Annotated in this window: 16 protein-coding genes and 2 pseudogenes; 8 read left to right on the top strand and 10 right to left on the bottom strand. The window is 44.4% G+C overall.

Features of this window, described 5'->3' with window-relative positions; translation table 11 throughout:
• From F6J94_RS11210 to F6J94_RS11190, 5 genes are all read left to right on the top strand, one after another.
• Window positions 1–1,824: CHAT domain-containing protein (locus F6J94_RS11210; protein ID WP_293039846.1), on the top strand; the 1,824-nt coding region annotated here is incomplete at its 5' end.
• A 29-nt stretch (window positions 1,825–1,853) separates the two neighbouring features.
• Window positions 1,854–3,209 carry a tetratricopeptide repeat protein gene (locus F6J94_RS11205; protein ID WP_293039843.1) on the top strand — a complete coding sequence of 452 codons (1,356 nt, stop codon included), beginning with the start codon at window positions 1,854–1,856 and terminating at the stop codon, window positions 3,207–3,209.
• Complete coding sequence (locus F6J94_RS11200; RefSeq protein ID WP_293039840.1) at window positions 3,206–4,345, top strand: tetratricopeptide repeat protein; 1,140 nt, start codon at window positions 3,206–3,208, stop codon at window positions 4,343–4,345. Before F6J94_RS11205 ends, F6J94_RS11200 begins: the two co-directional genes overlap by 4 nt.
• A gap of 435 nt (window positions 4,346–4,780) precedes the next feature.
• Window positions 4,781–5,224 carry a DUF1016 N-terminal domain-containing protein gene (locus tag F6J94_RS11195; RefSeq protein WP_293039837.1) on the top strand — a complete coding sequence of 148 codons (444 nt, stop codon included), beginning with the start codon at window positions 4,781–4,783 and terminating at the stop codon, window positions 5,222–5,224.
• Window positions 5,225–5,327: 103 nt separating this feature from the next.
• Window positions 5,328–5,675, top strand: coding sequence for a PDDEXK nuclease domain-containing protein (locus tag F6J94_RS11190; protein WP_293039849.1), 348 nt, complete (start codon window positions 5,328–5,330; stop codon window positions 5,673–5,675).
• Window positions 5,676–5,896: 221 nt separating this feature from the next.
• On the opposite strand, the gene F6J94_RS11185 is transcribed toward F6J94_RS11190, so the two are convergent.
• The 5 genes from F6J94_RS11185 to F6J94_RS11165 form a co-directional block, all read right to left on the bottom strand.
• A complete protein-coding gene (locus tag F6J94_RS11185; protein WP_293039835.1) occupies window positions 5,897–7,738 on the bottom strand; it encodes a thioester reductase domain-containing protein in 1,842 nt (613 codons plus the stop codon).
• Window positions 7,739–8,021: 283 nt separating this feature from the next.
• Window positions 8,022–11,885: an AMP-binding protein gene (locus F6J94_RS11180; RefSeq protein WP_293039832.1), complete on the bottom strand. Its 3,864-nt coding sequence runs from the start codon at window positions 11,883–11,885 to the stop codon at window positions 8,022–8,024.
• Between the two features lie 184 nt (window positions 11,886–12,069).
• Window positions 12,070–13,083: an aspartate/glutamate racemase family protein gene (locus tag F6J94_RS11175; RefSeq protein WP_293039829.1), complete on the bottom strand. Its 1,014-nt coding sequence runs from the start codon at window positions 13,081–13,083 to the stop codon at window positions 12,070–12,072.
• Complete coding sequence (locus F6J94_RS11170) at window positions 13,052–13,507, bottom strand: hypothetical protein (RefSeq protein ID WP_293039826.1); 456 nt, start codon at window positions 13,505–13,507, stop codon at window positions 13,052–13,054. Before F6J94_RS11170 ends, F6J94_RS11175 begins: the two co-directional genes overlap by 32 nt.
• Window positions 13,483–13,821, bottom strand: a complete 339-nt coding sequence (locus tag F6J94_RS11165; protein ID WP_293022207.1) for a hypothetical protein — start codon at window positions 13,819–13,821, stop codon at window positions 13,483–13,485. Before F6J94_RS11165 ends, F6J94_RS11170 begins: the two co-directional genes overlap by 25 nt.
• A gap of 810 nt (window positions 13,822–14,631) precedes the next feature.
• On the opposite strand from F6J94_RS11165, the gene F6J94_RS11160 reads away from it, so the two are divergent.
• Window positions 14,632–14,985 (top strand): NAD(P)/FAD-dependent oxidoreductase, encoded by a 354-nt coding sequence (locus tag F6J94_RS11160; RefSeq protein WP_075899345.1) that lies wholly within the window; start codon window positions 14,632–14,634, stop codon window positions 14,983–14,985.
• A gap of 63 nt (window positions 14,986–15,048) precedes the next feature.
• Here the strand turns inward: F6J94_RS11160 and F6J94_RS11155 are convergent, their stop codons facing one another.
• From F6J94_RS11155 to F6J94_RS11140, 4 genes and pseudogenes are all read right to left on the bottom strand, one after another.
• Entirely contained in the window at window positions 15,049–16,338 is a 1,290-nt protein-coding gene (locus F6J94_RS11155) for a glycosyltransferase family 4 protein (protein ID WP_293039823.1), read from the bottom strand.
• Between the two features lie 617 nt (window positions 16,339–16,955).
• A complete protein-coding gene (locus tag F6J94_RS11150; protein WP_293039821.1) occupies window positions 16,956–17,183 on the bottom strand; it encodes a hypothetical protein in 228 nt (75 codons plus the stop codon).
• Between the two features lie 8 nt (window positions 17,184–17,191).
• Window positions 17,192–17,563 (bottom strand): annotated as a pseudogene (locus F6J94_RS11145) (NAD(P)-binding protein); the annotation flags it as partial.
• 153 nt (window positions 17,564–17,716) lie between these two features.
• Window positions 17,717–18,787 carry a glycosyltransferase gene (locus F6J94_RS11140; RefSeq protein WP_293022201.1) on the bottom strand — a complete coding sequence of 357 codons (1,071 nt, stop codon included), beginning with the start codon at window positions 18,785–18,787 and terminating at the stop codon, window positions 17,717–17,719.
• 379 nt (window positions 18,788–19,166) lie between these two features.
• Between F6J94_RS11140 and F6J94_RS11135 the strand changes: the two are divergent.
• Window positions 19,167–20,233, top strand: a pseudogene (locus F6J94_RS11135) (glycosyltransferase family 2 protein).
• A 13-nt stretch (window positions 20,234–20,246) separates the two neighbouring features.
• Entirely contained in the window at window positions 20,247–22,907 is a 2,661-nt protein-coding gene (locus tag F6J94_RS11130; RefSeq protein WP_293039819.1) for a glycosyltransferase, read from the top strand.
• Here F6J94_RS11130 and F6J94_RS11125 read toward each other — a convergent pair.
• Window positions 22,850–23,029 (bottom strand): hypothetical protein, encoded by a 180-nt coding sequence (locus tag F6J94_RS11125; protein ID WP_293039817.1) that lies wholly within the window; start codon window positions 23,027–23,029, stop codon window positions 22,850–22,852. The two genes, F6J94_RS11130 and F6J94_RS11125, sit on opposite strands and share 58 nt — an antisense overlap.
• Window positions 23,030–23,065 lie beyond the last annotated feature (36 nt).

Genomic DNA, 23,065 nt, shown 5'->3' with positions numbered 1-23,065 from the left:
CAAGACCATCCCCATGTGGCAACCAGCCTCAATAATCTGGCTGGACTCTACTGGGCACAGGGAGACCCTACTTCTGCTCTCAACCTCCTAATTCAAGGGTTAGAGGTAGAAGAACAAAACCTCGACTACAATCTGGTAGTTGGCTCTGAGTCTGAAAAACAAGACTACATCGACAAGCTCTCTGGTACAACAAATGTAGCTATCTCTCTGCATCTCCAACAAATTCCCAACAATCAAAAGGCAGCCCATTTGGCACTAACAACAATCCTGCGTCGTAAAGGTCGTATTCTGGATACTACCAGCAATAGCTGGCAACGCTTGCGCCAAAACCTTACCCCTGAAGACCAGAAACGCTTCGACGAACTCAACCAAACTAACAGCCAACTGGCAAAACTCTACCATCAAGGTCCCGGCAATCAGTCTCTCGATGACTATAAAACCCAACTCGAAAAACTGACGGAAGAAAAGGAAACTCAAGAGAAGGCTCTTCTGGAAAAGAGTCCTGAATTCCAACGTGCCACTCAAGTCGCTACCCTCGAAGCTGTGCAAGCTCAACTGCCCCCTGATGCAGTTCTGATTGAATTTTTCCAATACCAACCTTTTGACCCCAAAGCACCTCCAAATCAGCAATGGGGCAAGCCCCGCTATGCCGTCTATACTTTACACTCTGATGGTCGTTTTAAAGGCATTGACCTAGGACCAGCAGAGGAAATAGACCCACTGATTTATGATTTTACCACTGCTATCCGCAATCCTGGAATACGTATTTCCCGAGTTAAAGACGCTGCTGGTAAATTAGAGGAAAAGATACTGGCTCCGATCCGAAGACAAATTGGTAATAGCAATCACTTAATCATTTCACCAGATGGGGCTCTCAACGTGATTCCCTTTGAAGCCCTGGTGGATCACAATAACCAATTCCTGATTGAAAACGTTACCGTTACCTACCTTACCTCCGGGCGAGACGTGCTGCGTTTCCCTGTTCAAGCCCCACCTCAGCAGCCGCCAGTGCTGATTGCTGACCCCATTTTCGGAAAACCTGGTGAAACGGTTCAATTAGCTCAAAACCCTACCCGTTCCGGGAATTGGCCCCAGCGTAAGCTTCCGCCTCTACCAGGAACCAGAGATGAAGCTGAAGCCATTGCTGAAATCTTACCCCAAGCTCAAATCCGGCTTGGGCGACAGGCCACTGAAGCGGTGATCAAGCAAGTTAATCGTCCCAGTATTCTGCACATTGCCACTCATGGCTTTTTTGAGGGCAATCAACAGGTTGACTCTCTGGTGCGAGAAAATCCCCGATTGCAGTCTAGGCTGAGTCTGTTGAACTCTGGACTAGTGCTGGCTGGGGTTCAGAATTATCAAAGTGGCAACCTTGCCGATGTAGTCCAGGATGGGGTGCTGACAGCATTGGAGGCATCGGGGCTTAATCTCTACGGTAGTGAGTTGGTGGTACTTTCTGCCTGTGAAACGGGACGAGGTGAACTGTCCCAAGGAGAAGGAGTCTATGGTTTGCGGCGAGCCTTGGTGCTGGCTGGTTCCCAAAGCCAGGTGATCAGCCTCTGGCAAGTGGACGATCAGTCTACTAAAGAGCTGATGGTTTCTTACTATCAGAAGTTAAAACAGGGTCTGGGACGTAGCGAGGCCATGAGACAGGCTCAACTAGAGATGCAGCAAAATCAAAAATACCAGCACCCCTATTTCTGGGCAGCTTTCATCAATTCTGGTAACTGGAAACCATTGAGAAGGCAGAAGGCAGAAGTCAGAAGGCAGAAGTCAGAAGTTAGAAGGCAGAAGGCAGAAGTCAGAAGGCAGAAGTCAGATTAAGTCAAATGTAGTCAGTCACACCCAATAGCATGCCCTATCATACATTGGTGCTAAGTCAATATCGAGCTGCCCTGCAGTCCCTAGCCACAGATTCTACCTTGACTCACCAACAAGCTCTAGAGATTCTGTGTGCCGATGCACTCCACAATGCCCTCACTCAGGAACCCTTCATAGCTGCAGAGCTTCTAGAGTGCATCCATGAGCTAGATGCCCAACTCCAACAACACAAACAACGGATTGACCAAGCTCTGGAACTTTCTACCTATCGTCACAGTCTACCCGCAAAGCCTAAGGGCTGGTGGTGGTATCTGGATCAACAGCGTCCTCCTCATCGGCTAGATCGTTACGACTGGGTGTTTAAGGGTCTGACCTTTGGAGGTTGGAGTGTCAGTCTGGCTCTGCTAGTCAACATTGCCAGTCGTTTCTTAAGTGGTGGTCCCGATGTGGTTGGCACTTTCGCGATCATTGTACCGAGTCTGATAACTCTGCTGAAAGCCAAAAGTGACCTTACCGAAGAAGAGCAAAAAGACAACGATTTCTCAGAAGCATTGAAAAAAGGTTTTGAGGAATTGCTGATTAGTTGGAAAGTGCCTAAGTTTCTTCATGCTGAAACTAAGTTTCTCTCCACCATGGTTCTACTGTTGGGATTGCTAGGGTTTTGGTTTAGCCTATCCAGCATTTCAGATAGTTACGGTGAACGTGGCTTAGAGCACTATCGAGCCGGTGAGCTTAGTAGTGCTGAAGCCGACTACCAAAGAGCAATTGCCCTTGATCCTGATAATGCTAACGCCCATTACAACCTGGCCGTAGTCTATGAAGACTGGTTACAGCTCAAGAAATCAAAGCAAGAGTACCAGCTGGCGGTAAGTGCCAAAATTCCTAGGGCATACAACAACTTGGCCAGACTCTACATTCTAGAAGGGGACTATCCTAAAGCGGCAAACCTTTTAGTTGAAGGTCTAAAATTAACCACAGAGCAATCAGTTTATCCAGAGGATCAGTACAATTTATATAAAAATTTAGGGTGGGTAAGATTCAAACAAAACCGGGATGATGAAGCTAAGATTGCCCTGGAAAAATCTCTCAACATTGCCAAGAATCCAAAGGTAGCAAACTATCTGCCCAATCGTGCCTCTGCCTCTTGTATTTTAGCTCAGGTACTTGAACGCCAGAAAAAACCTGAAGCTGCCAAAGAATCTCTCAAGCAATGGGAAAATTGTCGCGATTTAATCATTGGAAATACCAGGATTTCAAAAGCAAACAAATGGCTAGATTTAGCTAATAAATTAGGAATAGGAAATCGTTTAATTCCAGAAGAAGACACCTGGTTACATCTAGCTAATGAACGTATTCAGAAAGCTCAACAACAGAAACAAAGGCCATGATTTGGAAACGTCTATTCTCCATCTCCCTACTTTCCACCGTTTTAATCGCGATCGCGGCTCCAGCAACTATTCCGGCTGAAGGTCTGTACTACATCGCAGCTGTCACAGGAGATGTTCAAGTGAAACGTCGCCTGTGGTTTGGTTATGATCGAGCTCACCAAGGAGATCGTCTCAAGCTAACAGACCAGATCTGGGTCAAAAACCCTCAGTCCTCTGCTACAGTTTCCTGCAGTGATCTCAGTAATTGGCAAGTTCCTGTAGGAAAAGCTTTGAAGGTGTCTGAAGGTTGCTCAAATTCAGGAATATTGTTCCGATCGGGAGATAACCTAGCACCTGGACGTGGCATCGAGAATGAAGACTTTCCCTACCTGATCAGTCCGAGGAATACAGCACTACGTCCTAATCAACCCCTGACCCTGCGCTGGCATGGGGTGAAAGAAGCCAGCCACTATGATGTTACTATCAAGGATTTGGCAACACCAGTGTGGGAAAAACGGGTATCTGAAGCCATAGTTGATTATCCTGATAGCTCCGAACTCCGACGGGATCGGGATTATTTTATAGTGGTGACTGCTAGTACCGATGTGTCTTCACTTGAAAATCCCAATCAAGATCCAGCTCCCACCATTGCCCTGCTGACCGATGACCAGGAGCAGGAGCTAAAGAAGAACCTAGCTCAGATTGAGACACAAAATCTGGATGCAGATGCCAAAGCTCAGAAAAAAGCTCATCTGTATCACAGCACTTGCCAAGATCTAAATTATCCCAACACTTGTCTCAATCAGAATGCCATTGAGGTTTTAGAAACAAGAATCAAAGCTGGTACAGAAAATCCTGCCATTTATCAGCTCCAAGCTGATATGTATAAGCGCATTGGACTAAAGCGACAGGCTCAGCAGCGTTACCGCACAGCCCTGGCACTGGCCAAAAAAGCTAATAATTTGCCATTGCAGGCGGAAATTCAAGAACAGCTTGGTGAGATTGCCCACAACCTAGAAGAGTTTGCTGAAGCAGTTGAATGGCTAGAGGCTGCTGAGGGAATTTACCAAAAGCTTTTAAATTTGGAAGATCCAGAGGCACAAGGGAAGTTAGAGGAGCTAAGGAATGATATTGAGGATTCTCAAGGGAGGATTTGAGGGGGGAAGTAAGTAGTCAGGGGTCAGCTATCAACTATCAGCAGTTAGCGGTCAGCGGTTGGCCTTTGGCCTTGTGGCACAGGCTTTGAAGCTGTGACATAGCCCATTAGCTGAATGCTTACGGAAAAACTGTCACCATTGGTGGCAGAAATTGCTGCATCTCCTAAAAGCTGTTTGACCCGGTGGGTGGAACAGGCATTAGGCGTGGAAAGGGTATCAGGCGTGGAACAGGCATCTTGCCTGTTACAGTGTTCGGAAGGGCTGTCCCAACACTGGCGGTGCGTTACGGGACGGGCTATTCCAACACTGGCTACGAGGCGGAAAATTAAGGCGAGCCCGTCCCTAACGCACCCTACGAGGCTGACCGCTGACCGCTGACTGCTTTACCTTTGTTATGATCACCTTTTGGACAAATGTTGTTGAATCGGAAACCAGATGAGTGACTTGGATTCAGGGAAGTATCGGCAACTACTAGTAGAAGTCAAGGAGCGCATTCGCCAGGCCCAGTACCAATCCCTCAAAGCAGTCAACAAGGAATTAATTACTCTTTATTGGGATATTGGACGGTTAATTGTGACCCGTCAACAGGGAGAAACCTGGGGTAAGTCAGTCGTAGAACAACTAGCAAAAGACTTACAAGCGAAGTTTCCAGGTATCAGTGGCTTTTCGGTTCGTAATATCTGGAATATGCGCAATTTATATCTCACATACTTTCAAAATGAAAAACTGCAACCATTGGTGGCAGAAATTGCTTGGAGTCATAATTTGGTTATTATTCAAAAGTGTAAAGATGACTTAGAGCGAGAGTTTTATAGTAAGCCGTCAGCCGTCAGCCGTCAGCCGTCAGCCGTCAGCCGTCAGCTTAAAATAAACCTCTAACGGGAGAATTGAATCTTGATAGATTAATGATAATTGAAAGTCTGAAAAAAAGTCCATTGCGCATTAGCTGATAGCTGATAGCTGATAGCTGACTCGCTTATAAATTAGCAACAAAGAGTATTTTATTGATTTGCTGTTATTTCATCGCCATCTAAAATGTTTGGTAGCCATCGATTTAAAAATAGGGGAGTTTTTGCCAGAATATATAGGCAAGATGCAGTTTTATTTGGCAGCGTTAGATGACAAAGTGAGGCTAGAAGAGGAGAATTCTGCCATAGGAATTATTCTTTGTAAGTCTAAGGATAAGACGATTGTGGAATATGCGTTGAAGGAGTCAAACAAACCGATTGGTGTTGCTACTTATCGAATAGTTTCAACGTTACCACAACAGTTGCAGAATCAACTTCCTGCACCTGAACAAGTGGCTCTGTTATTGGAGGGGGTGGAGTAAGCTCATAAGGGTAGGTTTTTTACTTTGACCTCAGGTGTGGGGTGTAGGGGGTGGGGTGTGGGGTGTGGGGCATAAGAAAGCGATGCATCGCTTTGCGTCAATTCTTGTCCACTGTTCCCTGTTCCCGTCTTGATGCAGTCGCTCATGGGGGAAACCCCCAAGACCGCGCTGCATCGCTGTTCCCTGTTCCCGACAACTGCCGCGAAGTCTAGTAAAAAGGTTCAATCCTCCAAAAATCCACTTTCTCTAAAGTAGCAGAGGTAAGTTTTAAATAAATCCTGATTAACCTCCGGTAACTGGATACCACTTTCCCTTAAACCATCAACCACATTGCGACAATCGTACTCAATTAAGTTTGTTATGTTCGACGGTGATTCCGGGAAGTTAGGTAAGTAAGGGTAGAGAGGATTTTCCATATCCTCTATCAACTTAGAACGCCAATCAGTATAGTCAATTTCTTGTAAGCTATAGCCCAGGGAGCGCACCCAGTCAAAAATCTCCCTCAGATGCACCGATTTGGGATTAATTAAATGGAATGCCTTCCCAAATAAACGGTTTTGTTGAGACAGACAAACAATCGCTCGGCTGACATAATCTACTGGGACAAGGTTTTCTGCTAAACCACTCCAGCTAGGAAAACATTTGAGTCGAATACATCCTTTCACCCGTCGCGAGAGTAAGTCATCGAAACTAGACACACCGGTTTGACTGTGACCACTAATCCTCGAAGGTCGATAGATAGTTATGGGCAAACCGCGCTTGGCAGCTTCCCAAACTAACTGCTCTGCTACCCACTTGGTCTGAACATAGCCTACTTTTGGTAAATCATAATAATTGGCAGTAGCTGACTCGAGAATGGGTTGATCAGTTTGGGATGTTGATAACACGCTGATGGTAGAAACGTAATGAACAGGTTTGAGCTTCCCTAGACTGGCCAGTCTCAACACGTCTTGGGTTCCCAAAACATTCGCATCTTTTAAAATAGGGTAAGACCACACATGATTAACATAGGCTCCAGCGTGATAAACAACATCAATTTCTTGGCATAAATTATTATACTCAGTTGCTGAGAGTCCAAAACGACTGCTTCCTAAATCTCCGATGATGGGAATAATTCGAGATGTAAAATTCTCACTCCATAATCCAGTTGCTTCTAACTTGCTCAATAGTCTTTCTTTGCCAGCATCAAGATTATCAGCCCGAACCAAGCAATAGACAATAGCATCCGTTGTGGTCAAGAGTTCAGAAAGTAAATGAATTCCCAAGAAACCTGTGGCACCGGTTAGGAAAATTCGTTCCATTGGACTGACGATTGGCGCGATCGCAGTTGATGGCTGAATATCTGGAGCTAAAGCAGCTTCTGCTTCTAAATCCCAAGTCTGGGATTGATAGTCTCCAGTTACTAAAGCGTGGTCGATTGCACTAGCCAAATCAGAAACAGAGGGATAATCAAACAATGCCCTTAGGGATAAATTAATCTCGAAGGCTTCACGAATCCGAAACATCAGTTGAGTGGCCAATAGGGAATGACCACCTAACTCAAAGAAACTATCATCAAGGCTAATGCTCTGAGGGTGCAGGGAGAGAATTTCGGCAAAAAGACTAGCGATCCGAATTTGACTCTCTGTCTTTGGTGCAACGAAGTCACTACTTTGGCTGAAGACAGCAGAGGGGGCAGGTAATGCTTTGCGGTCTATTTTACCACTGGGAGACAGGGGTAATGACGTCAGGGGCACCACTACACTGGGAACCATGTAGTCTGGTAATTTCTGTTTGATATACTCTTTCAGGGCGCTGATGTCAAGATCATCATCCCCAACTACATAGGCTACCAGGCGCTTGTTTCCTGGGGTATCTTCCCGGCAGATAACGACGCATTCCTGCACCTGCTGGTAGTCACTGAGCACCGATTCAATTTCCCCCAGTTCGATACGGAAGCCTCGGATTTTGACTTGATGGTCAATGCGACCGAGGAATTCAATAGTGCCATCTGGTAAATACCGAGCTAAGTCCCCAGTTTTGTAGAGTCGAGCCGATGGATTATCAGTGACATACTCCCACACTGACTCTTTGAGTTCAGTGTGGGCTTCTTACCAACTCCACCCAACGGTATCGGCTTTCGCCGACGCTGCGCGAACGGATACTCGGTAAGCTTTATTAACGACACGGGATGCCCCTCCGCGCCGGAACAATACAATAAGTTGTATTTTTGATTAGTAGGTGGCTGACAAACCAGCATTTAAGGCCTTTGGCCACGCTTCGCGAACGGCTTTGTTTATCAGTAAATATATTATAGCAATTTTTTAATACCCTGTGCAAAATTCATCCCACACCTAATGCTACGCATTAGGTGTGGGATGAATTTTGCCGGACAGCTAAAGCTTGGTGGGGCATGGCAACCCCTTTCGGTTGCCCAGTTGAGCCAGAAGTATAGATAATATAAGCCAGGTGATCTGGTGTAGTCTGGCCATTGAGGTTGGTGGGTAGATGTTGGGCAATGGTTGGCCAATCCTTATCTAGACAAAGGGTATGCTCTGCCATTAGCTGCACCTGGGATATTAAACACTCTTGGGTGAGTAGAATGGAAACTTGAGCAGTTTTCATCATGTAGGCCAGCCGTTTCTGGGGATAGCCAGGGTCTAGGGGAACATAAGCTCCCCCGGCTTTGAGAATTGCTAGCAGCGCGATCACCATCTCCAAGGAGCGCTCCAGACAAATTCCCACCGGAACATCTCGGCCAACACCCAAAGAAAGCAAGTAATGGGCAAGTTGGTTAGCCTTTTGATTCAACTGGTGATAGGTCAGAGCTTGTTCGGCAAAACGTAATGCTACTGCATCTGGTGTCTTTTGGACTTGGGTTTCAAATAACTGGTGAACACAGGCATTACGAGGATAATCGGTTTGGGTTTGATTCCACTCCACTAATAATTGCTGTTGTTCAGCAGCACTCAAAATCGGCAATTGAGCAATGGTTTGTTCTGGAAATACAGTGATCCCCTCTACAAAAATTTGGAAATTTCTTGTCATCCGCTCAATCGTTGCGGGATCAAACAGGTTGGCATTGTATTCAAAAGCGCCAATCAGTTCTGTATCGCTTTGAGTCAGGGATAAGGTTAAATCAAAGGTAGCCCCAGCAGTGGGTTTATCTAAAGACTTAGCACTGACAGTCAGCCCCGACAACTCTAGGGTTTCCTTCGGGAGATTTTGCAAGGTAAACATCACCTGAAAGAGGGGACTAACCCCTGGCAGCCGTTCCGGTTTCAGTTGCTCTACCAGCAGGTCAAAGGGGATATCGCCATGAGCATAAGCATCTAAGGCCACTTGACGAACTTGGGAAAGCAACTCAATGAAGGTATGCTGTTGCTTCGGTCGAGTGCGTAAGACTAAGGTATTAACGAAGAAGCCAATCAAAGCCTCTGTTATGGCTGGGTTTCGGTTGGCGATGGGAGTCCCCACCACAATATCGTCTTGATGGCAATAGCGAGACAGAAAACCGGAAAAGGCCGCAAAAAGGGTAATGAATAGGGTTGTTCCCTTACCCTGGCTTAAGACATTGAGTTGATCAGTTAGGTCAGCATTGAGGCCAAATGGCACCCGGCCAGATTTGAAGGGTTGAGTTGTGCGGGGGCGATCCAGGGGGAGGTTAAGCACTGGGGGAGCATCCGCTAATTGCTGTTGCCAGTATTTAATTTGGCTATCTCTAAACTCCCCGGTGAATCGGCGGCGTTGCCAAGTCGCATAATCAACATACTGAATGGGCAGAGGGGGTAATGATGGCGATGTTTGAGTTAAACCAGCCGTATAAAGCCATGAGAGTTCTCTGAGCAAAACTTGTATTGACCAGTCATCACTAATGATGTGGTGCATGGTCAGTAGTAAAATTTGCTTTTCCTGTGAATTGCAAATTAGCGTAAATCGCAGCAGAGGGCCAACAGTTACATCGAAGGGGCGATTTTGTTCTTGGAAAATCACTTCCTCAATCCCATCCAACCCCTCAGTGGTCAAGTCTACCATAGATAGGGGTAACCGAATCTGGGATGAAATCCTTTGGTTTGGCATGCCCTCGCCAGCTGAAAAGGTGGTTCGTAGGATTTCGTGGCGGTCTATGAGGGTTGCGATTCGGCAAAGCCGACGCTTCGCGAACGCATTTTCTAAACTCGTTGTGTCTAATCGCCCGGTAATCACAAACGCTCTGACCAAGTTATAGGCAGCACGATTGTCTTCCAGTTGACTCAGAAACCAGAGACCTTGTTGGGTTAAGGATAGAGGAATGTCTGCCTCTCTTGCTGTGGGGGTGGGGACTAATGGATAGTCACCAGTGCTACAAGTGCTAGTGTTTACCGATTCTAGGTATTCTGAGAGCAGGCTAATTGTTGGTGCTTCAAAAATCTGCTTCAATGGTACTTCAATGCCTAGTCTCTGGGAAATACGAGCCACAACTTGGCTGGCATGAAGGGAGTGTCCCCCTAATTCAAAGAAATTATGCTCAATGCCAATCGGCTCAATTTTTAGGACTTCAGACCAAATTTTGACTAAGGTTTCTTCTATTTCCGTACGGGGGGCAATAACGTTTAATTCTAATTGTGATGTTGATAGAATTGATTCCGGTTTTGGTAAAGCCCGTCGGTCAATTTTACCAGTTACAGTTAAAGGTAATGACTCTAGCCAAATAAAACAAGCGGGAACCATGTAACTGGGTAATTTGTCTCCCAACGCAGCTTTTAATTCGTTGGCTGTCGGTTTGTTTTGGGAATTTACCGGAGTCAGATAAGCCACTAGCTGTTGATCCCCAACTGCTCCCCCTGCTTCTGTCTGGGCGACTACAACCGCCTCTTGAACAGCGTCTAAGTTCAACAAACTGGCTTCCACTTCACTGGTTTCAACCCGATAACCTCGGATCTTGACCTGAAAATCTTTACGACCCAGGTGCAGCAAACAACCATCCGGTAATAACTTACCTAAATCACCGGTTTTGAAATATCGATGCTCCCCATCTGTGATAAACACTTGCTCGGTTCGCTCAGGCTGTTGCCAGTAGCCATTAGCCACTTGGCGAGAACGAACCACAATTTCACCAACCTCTCCCGGAGGCACCTCCTGCCCCGATTCATCCCAAAGGAAAACCTCGGTGCCCTCAACACCATAGCCCGCAGGCACGGTGGCACCAGTGAGCACGGTTTTTTTGGTAATGGGAAATTGTCGGACTGGACTAATCTCTGTACCTCCAAGATTCACCATTAAGGTGCATTGGTCGGAAAAGTTTTCCTGGAAAAGTTCCGCATCCTGTCGGTAAACCGTTTCACTGCCAATTTGGATCAGTCGTAACTTAGGAAAATTTCCAAGCCCATCTAATTTTGAAACAAAGTGACGAAACAATGTCGCCACCGCAAACATAATGGTGATTTCGTTATCTCGCAACCATCGGCCTAACTGATGTAACCCAATTTGCTTGACATCCAAGGGGAATAGGGCTGCTCCATTCAACAGGGCACAGTAAATATCTCGCACTGCACCACCAAAAGCGGCTGAGTACAACAGTGAAAAGCGATCGCAAAAGCTAATCTTACTGCTGTTAGTATAGTTCCGGCATAGATTCAGGACATACCGATGGTTTTGGATCACACCCTTGGGGCGTCCTGTAGAACCAGAAGTGTAAAGAATATAGGCTTTATCGTCAGGATGATACTGAATTTCTAAGTTCTCGTCTGAAATCCCTGGTTCTAGGCTGTCAATCCTTAAAATATCTTGGCTCAAAACATCTTGGCTCAAAATCCTCTGCTCAAACCCTGAAGCATCGAGATGGTAGCGATCGCTTAAAATTAACCTAGCCTTTGAGTCCTTAAGAATCAGGCTAAGGCGAGACTCTGGCAACGATATATCTATCGGAACATAAAATTTCCCAGCCTTGAGTACCCCCAACATCCCTGCAATCATGCTTGGTCCGGTCTCAAATAACAGAGCAACCGGTTCAGACCCAGCCCCAAGCTTGGTTAAGATTGCTCGTGCAATCCGGTTAGCCCATTGGTTTAAGGCGTTGTAGGTTAGCTCTTGTCCAGGAAAACCGATGGCAAGACGATTCCCATGACGTGAAACCTGTTGTTCAAATTGCTCTACAATTGACCGTTCAACATTTTCTAAGGGGAAAGGCTTAAAGGTCTGGTTGGGACTATCGTTGTCGTTCAGGGTCAGGGGTTTTACAGAGGGATTCATCGTTTGAGCTTTGGTGTTTGAGCTTTGGTGTTTGAGCTTTGGTGGTTTGGGCTGACATCAATGGGATATAGCAGTAGGTACTAAGGTTAGGACAACTCTTACTTCTAAAACCTTTTTAGAGTCAACTTCTGCCTTCTGCCCTCAGCATAGCTGCCTTGCGCGTAGCGCTATAAAACCTGTCTCGTCACAGGTTCAGTTCCATGGCTGCCATCGGCTGAAGGGTTTCAGCGGCATGGTTCAAAGCCAGTTGAACCGGATTAATCACCTCGATCGCCGACAAAAACTGCCCGACAGCACCGGTACTTCTTCCTTGCAGCAACTCCAGCAAACAGGGAATTTCACTACAGCCTGCGATGATACAGTCCAGGTCAGGTTGGGTTTTGAGCAGCTCAACAAAGAAGCGTTCCCCTAAGAAGCAGGTGATATCCTGATTAGAGGCTTTTACCCCCTGATAAATGCAGTCCATCAGGGTTAACTGCAAAGCATCGTTTGGTTCGATCAGGTCAATTCCATTGGCTTGAAGGGGATGGGCGTAGACCTTTCCCCATCGCGTGGCACTGGTGCATAGGAGTAACGGTCGCTGCCAATGCCCATCTCTGAGATGCTTCACCACAGATTCAATTAATGAAATCCACTGGAGTTTAATCGCCATTTGGGGATGATTGTTCAAGAGCCGTTGCCAGGCAAAAGGAAGGAAGTAATGGGCAGCATTACACAGGACAATCACTTGGATCGGAGTATGGCGTGTATAACATTGTGCAACTCCCACTCGAATTGCCATCTCTAGCATCGCCACTAACTCCTCTTCGGCCAAGGTTTTCCTCAAGGTTTTGCTGCCAGCTTGCCTTTTCTCGGTCATAACTGTTGTTCGATTCGGCACTGCACAGGCCTGTAACAACACAATTTCCCGAGTGTTTTGAAACATCTCACAGGCTTGCTCAAATCCCTCCACCCCTGGGATAGGACCCATCCCACCAATTAAGAGTAAGGGGGGAGCTTTGGTGTGCTGAGGCCGGAGTACCATCACCTCTGTGGGATAGTCTTGATCCGCAATCACTTCTCCCAAGTCATGGTGGAGCCTGGCGATGTCAGCTAATTTTCGCCGATAGCCTGGGAGCGCCGTAATCGCCTGTTGAGCTGTTTGAAAAACGTACTGATGCTCTGGGTTAAGACGCGCAGATAAGGGGTTCGTTGGCATGAATTTCTTGACTCATACTGTTAGTGAATTTTACCATTACACCACCTAAACGAGTCAAATATTCTACAAATAAGTTCTGAGCCTGTTCGTAATCAATGGATGTGTTTGTCCCTTGACAATAGGCATTCAAGGCTTTGACCACTACCAAAAAGTGATCCACTTCCGTCTCATCAGCCACATGAGCGTGGATATAGGTCAGGGCTTGCTCTTTTTCTGCAGCAGAAAAGGAGTAATGACGATCAATGATATCACTAAAAGCCTTTAGGGCGATGGTATACTCACCGTGGTTATAGATCTCAGAAAACATATTGGTGAACAATCCCTTGGGGATATCATTCACTACCATGTTCTGATAAATCCATTGTTTAAACTCTCTGGCTTTCGGTAAGCAATACTGCTCTAATTGCCAGGAATCGTTATCCAAAAACACCCCAGCCGGTGATACAGCTCAGCATGGGTTTGACATCCATAGTCTAAACCGAGGTCTTCATAACTGGTCTCAGCGTTGAAGGCTCCCGCCATGAATAACTGTTCCCTGACTGAATAGGGATTTGCCAAAGCCAGCCGTTGTAAGCGACAAGATAGACCATAGATCGCCAACATCTTGAGGTGAGTCGCCTTCCAGGAGTTAAAGAAATGAGCCAGAAATGACTTAGACCAACGATGGGTAGGAACCAGTGCAAAGAAATTATCAATCTTGCTTACTGCCTCCGTTGCTTCACAGAAAGCTTGAGTCAATTACTGCCTCAACTGGGCGTCATCCACCATATTGATTAGAGGATTTACCGTCTCTAACAAGGAAATAGTCATACCAAAAATGCTACCCACAATTGCCTGTTATTTATAATACCTCATTGTGCTCGGGTTTCAACATTTAGTTTTCTTTTTAAACTGATTTTAAGGTGAATTTAAGAAAACCGATTTGGCAATTCAAGCTGTAGTATATACATGTCGTCTATTATTGTATTATATTGCGAACAGTTATTTGGGCAGGATTAGGGCTGGTGGGATGGTTAGGCGTTCCTTCATTTGCTGTAGTCTGGAAGAAACCGGATTCTGTATTAATCGCGCACATTGATCCCAACCCATAAGGGTTATAATTCCCTCAAATGTTAGACAATGCAGCCTTACGGTTTGGTTCCCTTGACTCTCCTAATCCTAGAAATGAGGTCACATCAACCGTTCATAGTTCCAGTCGTTCTCTAAGTCCGTGTTCTCTAGGTTTCCTGATCTTCTTAGTTAACTACCTTAACTAGCAGAACACAGCTTATTCATAGCATAGCTGATTTACCTAAAACTTGACATTATTCAATTATTTCCACCGCTTATATCATAAAATGCCAATTTTTTTTTTAACTTGTTATCAAATTTTATATAAGTAATACTTAATCAACTTAATTAATGTATAAGGCTTTATTATAAATATAGTTATTATAGTTATAGCGGTTTTAATAGTAATGAGTTATTAAGAATTTTTTCCCATTGTTCCTCTAGGAAATAGGTCAGCAGTCAGCAGTCAGCAGTCAGCTTGAAATAAATGTCAGCTTAATGAGCGATCGCAAACTGCTGCAGCAATACGGACTCCTGCAATTGCCCAATTGGACAGCATATCTCCAAAAAACTCAGTACGTGCAGGAGTTAAGTGCCAACGCCTCTTCTCAATCCAAGCTTTTGATTCAGCCAGCCTATTCTCAGTATTTAGATCAGATCACCGATGATGGCTGGCTAGCTGTTGGTGATGCAGCTTGTACCCTAGATCCCCTATCGTCGGCTGGTATTCACAAGGCGTTGCAATCGGCAATTAAAGCAGCTGATGCGATCGCAAATTATGTTAAAGGTAAATCTCAAGCTTTGATCACCTACGAATCTCAAGCACTTCACCAGTTTGAACTGTATTTATAAGACCGGCGCAAATACTATTCTTATTCAAGGACAGATTGGGTTTGAACTACTTGTCTCAGGCAGTCAGGACTGTATCTTGGAGCTGACTAGGTGTTCAGCAATCACCTTGTGATAGATCTTGATCATCTGATCTACCTTAACTTCCCAATCAAAATGTTGCATAACTTTCTTTTGGCCCATTCTTCCCATATCAAGGCGTTTTTGGGGTGAGTGGGCCAGCGTCAGCATTGCATTGGCAAGACTATCAATAAACTCCTCTCGAGAGGAGGGTTCTACAAGAATTCCACAAGAAGTATCGAGATAATCTGCTGGGCCTCCCCAATTAGTGGCAATCACTGGAAGTCCCTTTGCCATTGCCTCAAGCACCACTGCCCCACCACACTCTAAAAGACTCGGTAAAACAAATACATCAGACTGCTGTAATTGCTCTGAACACTTTTCCTGAGAAAGCCAACCAGCAAAAAATACTTTACCAGTATTGTGGATAGTTGTGGATAAAATATTGAGTTCTTGTGCTTGTTTCTCTAATTGATCCCGCTCTGTACCATCACCAATAATAGTTAAGCTAATCGGAAAGTTTAGGGATGCTTTTTTAAATGAAAGCAGCAATAAATCAACGCCTTTCCAGTCCACAAGCCTACCGATAAAAACATAAGATGTTTTTATCGGTAGGCTTGTGGACGCAGATTTCAGAGGTTTAAATATAGATAAATTTACACCGTTTTCTACTATTTCAATGACTTGTTTACAGGCGACTTGAGGTAGTGCTTTTCGGGTTCGCTCATTTGCCACTATTAGTAATGCTGCCTGTTTCTTTCCAGGTATCAATTGGTTCATAATATTCGAAAACTTCCGTCCCAAAAATATGGTAAAGTTGACAGTTTTATTTGGGAGTTTCTGAAAACCTGGAGGATAGTCCATACCACCATTCATAGGACCAATAATTATCGGTACACCCATTCCAAACAGCATAGATGGTTCTTTGGGGGATACTGGAATCGGTTGATGAATTATATTGATCTGCTCCTGCTTAACAATACGGCGAATGATTTGTCGCTGGGTCAGCTGGGTCAAAAGACGCATAACCAGCCCTAGCGTAAAGTAGGATAAACGGGTAGGCAGTAGACGACCTAACTGCCACAACATACGATGCCAAATGGTGTCAGGAACATAAGCAATATGTTGATCTTGGGGAAATAATGCCTCTAATTCTGCACGAGTGCGTTCGTGTACGACTAACCAGGTAGGAATTCCTCGTTGGCGCAAAATTCGATAGTAATGTAATGGAAGAGCTGCTTCACCACCAAACTTTGCAGATGCATGTTCCGCTGCAATCAATACTCGAAGGTTCATCTTATATACCCTATGTTCTGTGATCTGTTTATGCACTAGCACCCGGGATTGACCTTTGGTCACGCTACGCGATGCGACCTAGGAGCCGCTAAAAGCGATCGACTACGCTTACTTTGTCACTCTAATTACCTATACAGGGTAAATCTATATTGTCAATAAACTACTAATATTTCTTAATAAACCCGGCCTTATTGTGCTTGTTGACAATGGATTTTCCACATATAGTGTTTATTTAATTACAAAAAAACTAAGCTGTTGCAGATTTAAATTGGATATTATTCAGTTATCAAAAAAAACCGTCAAACCCTCTCCCGTGCTCCCATTCCCCCCTTACTAAGCAGGGCGGTTTTTTGCGTCCTGCTAAAATTTAATTGGTGGGGAAGTGGGCAGATAGGGAGATCGGGAGATAGCGGTGCGCGTTCACGCGCACCGTGGGGAATTTTTATTAATAAAAAGGTATTGCATAACCTGAAAAAAACCCTCTCCCCATTACCTATTACCTATTACCTATTACCTATTACCTATTACCTATCTCCAAAGTAAAAAACCTACCCCTGTGAGCTACTCCCTACTCCCTACTCCCTACTCCCTACTCCCTACTCCCTACTCCCTACTCCCTACTCCCTTTTCCCTTTCCTAAAACCACCTTTAATACCACGGTTTGGATCGCGAAGTTGGATATTATCTTCTAGTTCAAATGCACAAGGTAGTTTGGCAGACCAGCATAGCTCATAGTCTTCTGGAGAGATATCTTGTGGAGAAAAATAATTAATACCATTGACTTGTTTTTTTACTAAATCTGACGTCATCAGATGGGGAGTTATAATCAGTCTAAAGGTCGCCATTTTGCCTTGATTTTTGCCTTGAAGTAGCTGAGCAAAATAACCAGACTGTTAATGATGCCTAGATTCGATAGGGTGTTAAAGATTGAGAGGGGATAGTCGTAGAATTTACCCTGGTAATAAATGCGTGACATGCGGGGAACTTTGATAAAGTCTTGCCCTAAAACCTCTTGCCAACGTTGATGCGCTGCTTCTACTTTGGTATAGAAGCGATGACCACCAATATCGAAGCGATAGCCTTTGTAGACTTCGGTGCGAGCAATACCACCGACTTTATTGGATTTTTCTAGAACGATAGGTTTAATGCCTTGTTTAACCAGGTCATAGGCAGCAGTAAGACCAGCCGGTCCTGCCCCTGTAATCACTACGGGATAATGTTCCATTGATTAAAAATAGTGCGTCAGTGGTGAGTGTTGAGTGCTTAGTAGGAGAATATCGATTTTTATTCCATAGCGATCGCAATTCTAGGTTAACCCTAAAATTAAACCTTATATTTAACGTTATTTTAGATTAATGATTCAGCAATATATCAGGCTTCAATAATGATTTAAGCCTGATATATTAGGCAAGTCGATCAGAGTTTTTATGTACTTTTTAAACCAATAACGAACTATACCAATGGCAAACGCAAGTCCGCTGTAAAAGTAATACAGCCAGTGCCATGGAACGGTTCGTATAGTGAATAGTAGACCACGCTTTTGATAAAAGAATTGGTAGACAGGTCTGTTGAGTACTAGCAGGGCGAGACTAAACACACAGGTAGCCATAGCAATCAGAGTACTAGACCACCAATAAGCTGTAACTAAAACACCTAGTAGAGCATAGACCAACACCACACTAATACGACTAGACAGTTTTAGGTTCAAGTCACTGATAAACTCACGACAGTTTTCCGGACTTGCGTCGTGAACCTTGAGAATTACGGCAGTCCAGGGCAAGGCGCGGTAGAAAAAGTCAGCTCTAAGCAGAGAAATTATGCCCCAGCGCTTGAGATGTTTCACCCGTAGAGTCTTACACAGCTTAATCCTGTAACCTTTTTCCTTGAGTCGATAGCCTAACTCAATATCTTCAATACAGGGTTGACGATAATTTTCCTCAAAGCCACCCATGGCAATAAAGATGTCACGACGGATTGCGCCACAGGCACCCCAGAAGGTCGATGCTTGTTCAGATGCGGTTTGGTGAGTGTAGTGGTGGAGTAAATTTTTGTACTGGGAAAGGAAATTAGCAGCACCGGGAGCATCGTCATAGGAACCAATTAAAGCGGTTAAATTAGGTTCATTGTTAAAGATTTTCAGCACTTGAGCAATAGTATCCCGATAGATTGCTACATCAGCATCTATAAAGAACAGGATATCGCTCTGTGCTACTTTCGCTCCCAGGTTTCGGGCTTTAGCCGGACCCCCTGCTGTGGGCAATCGAATTACCGTGGCTCCAAAGTCTTGGGCTAGACGCCATGAGCCATCAGTATCGCCGTCAGCTACTACAATCACTTGATCGGGAGGGGATGCAGCTTGAGATAGTCTGGCAAGACATTGGTGAAAGTCTTCCCCTCCGTTGTATACGGGGATAATGACGGAGATAGTTAGTCTAGCAGAGTCAACCATTCTTTAGAAAATTTACCTTCAATTACTGATTGATATTTTGAGATTAAATCGTTACTCTGCATCTCAATAATACCCTCCAATAGTTTAACATTAGTTTAGTTAAAATTATCAGTTGATAATAAATTAAACTAACTCGTTGATTGGCTTTAACAAAACTACCGAATAATCCCTAGTAGGGATTTTTTTTTCAAAAAGTCCTGAATTGACTGAGTAACTCTGTACTTGTAATAGAGGTTGTGTCTACAGGTTGAGCAGTCAGCAATCCGGTATCAGCAGTCAGCGGATAGTCAGCCCATTTGATATAGCTAAACGCTGATAGCTAAATTAAAAACTCAGTTTATCTCTGTGAAAAGTATAGATATAAAATTTAAATCACCAAATGTCGGTTGTTAAAACAGTTGATAGCTTACCACTGGTTTCAGTGATTATCCCTGCCTATAATACAGAGCAGTTTATTGAAATCACATTACAGTTTGTTCTTTCTCAGACCTATAAAAACCTGGAAGTGATAGTGGTAGATGACGGTTCTCAAGACCGCACAGCTGAGATTGTTCAATCTATTGCTGAGGACGATCAGCGTGTTTACTACAACAACCAAATTTAGGGGTGGCTGCTGCTCGTAATTTAGGGATTAAAAACGCGAAGGGAGATTATATTGCTCCCCTGGATGCTGATGATATTTGGTATCCGCAAAATTTAGAAAAGCAAGTTAAACGCTTCTTGGCAACCGATCCAGCGGTAGGGTTGGTTTATGCTTGGTCGGTGGATATTAATGAAGAAAATTCACTGACTGGAGATTTCCGTGCTTCAACTATAGAGGGAAAGGTTTATAAAACTCTGGTATGTCATAACTTTTTAGGCAATGCTAGTGCATCTGTGATTCGCGCCTGTTGTTTTGAGACCGTGGGTGGCTACAACTGTCAATTGAACGCACAACAGGCTCAGGGGTGTGAGGATTGGGAGCTCTATCTGGGCATTGCAGAACATTATGAATTTGCTGTTGTGCCAGAATTTATGATTGGCTATCGCAAGATTGTTAGTAGTATGTCTCGCGACTACAGCCAAATGGCTAAGTCTCATGGTTTGATGCTAGGTGACGTTCAACAAAGGCATCCGGAGATTCCAGCAGCACTTTATCGATTGTCTAAGAGTAGTTTTTATATGTATTTGGCACGACAAAGTAGTCAGTGTAGTAGCGATCGCAGTACGTTATTTTGGCTATCTCAAGCTTTGAAAGCGGATTTTATAACGCCTATTTTTCGCTATGGGTTGTATTTTTTGTTCATTAAAAGCATATTTAGAATGATCACTAAGCTGAAATCTGATAATTATGTTAATAAACCGGGTTTATCAGTCAGTTATGCGGATTTAACGAAACGCCGAGGTAGTCTATATTTCAAGCTCTTGCTTGGAAATTTATTACACCGTTCACTGCTGATGATATAAGGAATTTTCGGTTATGCTTTATCCAATCAAAGTAGTGGACATTGAGTTGAGCCGCCCCCTGACTACTCTTGATGGTTTAGATGGCTATATGGGAGTGCAAGGACTGCTTCGCTTCCATGGTGCGCCAATTGGATATGTTAAAGCACCAATTACTAATGGTCACTGCACAGCACAAACCTTAAGTAAATGTATTCTGGAAGACCATAGCGAGACGATTATCAATCGTCTTTTGTACAATGGATTATCCTTACCCCTCGGACGCGAAAGCTTGTGTCTTGAGGATTTGTTGGATGTGCCACCACCGGAGTATAAGGGAAAGTTGCCGTTAGTAACGGTTGCGGTTTGTACTCGCGATCGCACTCCTAATCTTTCTCTATGTTTAGATGCTATCAATCAACTCGATTATCCTTACTTAGATATTATAGTTGTTGATAATGCCCCTACCAATGATAGCACAAAAAAACTAGTAGAAACTTATGCTAATATTCGTTATATCTGTGAACCTCGTCCGGGTTTAGATTGGGCGAGGAACAGAGCTGTTCTTGAAGCTAAAGGAGACATTATTGCCTATACTGATGATGATGTAGTAGTTGATTCAGCATGGGTAAAAGCCTTAGCCCTAGTGTTTATTAAACATCCTGACGTTATGGCAGTGACTGGGTTAGTTGTGCCTTATGAATTGGAAACCGAAACACAAGTGCTGTTTGAAATGTATGGTGGCTTCGGGCGAGGCATGAGCCGTAAATGGTATCAGGTTAATCGAGGCAACAAAATCCATTGGAGACTCCTAGGTACTGGAGAATTCGGTACAGGGGCAAACATGGCTTATCGCCGCTCAGTCTTTGATGATATTGGTTTCTTTGACCCTGCCTTGGATGTGGGTACTGTGACTAATGGTGGTGGTGATTTAGAAATGTTTTTCCGGGTGGTGAAGGAAGGACATACCCTGGTCTATGAGCCTAGTGCCATAGTGCGCCATCGACATCGACGGGATTATGCTAAGTTGCGCACGCAAATTACTAATAACAGTATTGGTCTGTTTTCTTACTGTATCCGTAGCCTCTTTGCCTATCCAGATGAGTGTCTTTCTTTCTTGTGGATTTTGCTCTGGTGGATAGTGTATTGGAATTTAAGACGTCTGTGGCTTGGTTTCAAAAATCCCACTCGCTTCCCACAGGATTTAATTCTGGCTGAATTCAAAGGCTGCTTCACTGGTTTAACTCGCTATCACAAAGCTCGCCACACTGCTGCTGAGATTACTCAATCTTTCGGTAACCAAGAACGAAAAACAGAAGTTGATATAAATAGTGTTCCCTACCCGATTTTTTCTGACCATATATTTCCTGCTCTGACTAAGGAAGAAATCCCAAGGATTAAAACCAATCCAGGTATAGCAGTGCGGACTGTCGATCTACGGGAACCTTTACAGGCATTAACTGATGTCAAAGAGTACTCATCAGTACGAGTCTTTGTAAAATGGCATGATCACCTTTTAGGTAGCGTTGATATTGCTAACCCTGATCGAGGGATTAGCAAGAATCGCTTAATTGAAGTTATTGTCAATCAGTTTGGTCATAAGCTGCTGCAAGTAGACGTTAACTTCAGCAGGGATTACTATCATAATAAAGCACTATCTATCTTAAGTAATCACTATAAATCCAAGGATAACGAGACTGATTTACTAACCTCTTTACCAAAGACTATACCAGTTTCTATTATCATCGCTACCTATGACCGACCCCAAGATTTGCGGAAGTGTTTGTCGAGCCTAGTTGCCCAAGAGTCTACTCGACAATTGGAAATTATTGTAGTTGATAATCATCCCGCTTCTGGTTGGACTCCACCAGTGGTTGCTGAGTTTCCTGATGTTGTCTTAGTTAATGAATCCCGTCAGGGATCAGCTTATGCTCGCAATGTTGGCGTTGTTGCTAGTACCGGGGATATCGTGGTTACGATAGATGATGATGTTACTGTACCACCAGATTGGTTAGAAAAGCTGATCACTCCTTTTGCTAGACCGGATGTAATGATTGTCACAGGTAATGTTTTGCCCTTACAGTTGGAAAGCAATGCCCAGCAGTGTTTTGAAAATTATGGCGGCTTGGGACGGGGCTTTGAACAGGTGGAGGTTAATGGAGATTGGTTTGAATCCTTTTTCTACAAGCCTGTACCAACTTGGACTTTAGGAGCAACGGCTAATGTTGCTTTTCGTAGCAGTATCTTTCGCCATCCCAAGATTGGCCTGATGAACGAAGTCCTCGGTGCTGGTATGCCTTCAGGAGTTGGTGAAGATACTTACTTATTTTATAAGGTACTTAAAGCTGGCTACACCCTGGTCTATGAGCCAAACGCTTATGTCTGGCATAAGCATCGCACTGAGATGGCAGAGCTACATCGTCAGCTTTACAACTACAGTAAAGGTCATGTTGCTTACAATCTCACCACATTACTAGAAGATGGGGATTGGCGAGGATTGGTGCAAATAGTGCTGGGATTGCCACTTGCTCATTTATGGCGCATCTTTGAACGGCTAAAAGGTTCGAGCAATTATCCGATCTCCCTAATCTGCTTGGAAATTACAGGTAATCTGGCTGGAGTTTGGTCTTTGTGGCAATCTCATCTACGGGTTAAACGTGAAGGTCGTATAGCAAAGGGAGTAGGGAGTAGGGAGTAGGGAACAGGGAATCGGGAACAGGGAATCGGGAACAGGGAACAGGGAACAGGGAACAGGGAACAGGGAACAGGGAACAGGGAACTGGGAACAGGGAACAGGGAGTAGGGAACAAAAATTATCACAATATTTTTTCACTCTCGTAAAACAATAATCTCAGC

This window comes from Moorena sp. SIO1F2 (assembly GCF_010672755.1).
In the GTDB taxonomy this organism is placed as follows: domain Bacteria; phylum Cyanobacteriota; class Cyanobacteriia; order Cyanobacteriales; family Coleofasciculaceae; genus Moorena.
This window is presented reverse-complemented; position numbering and strand designations above follow the sequence as displayed.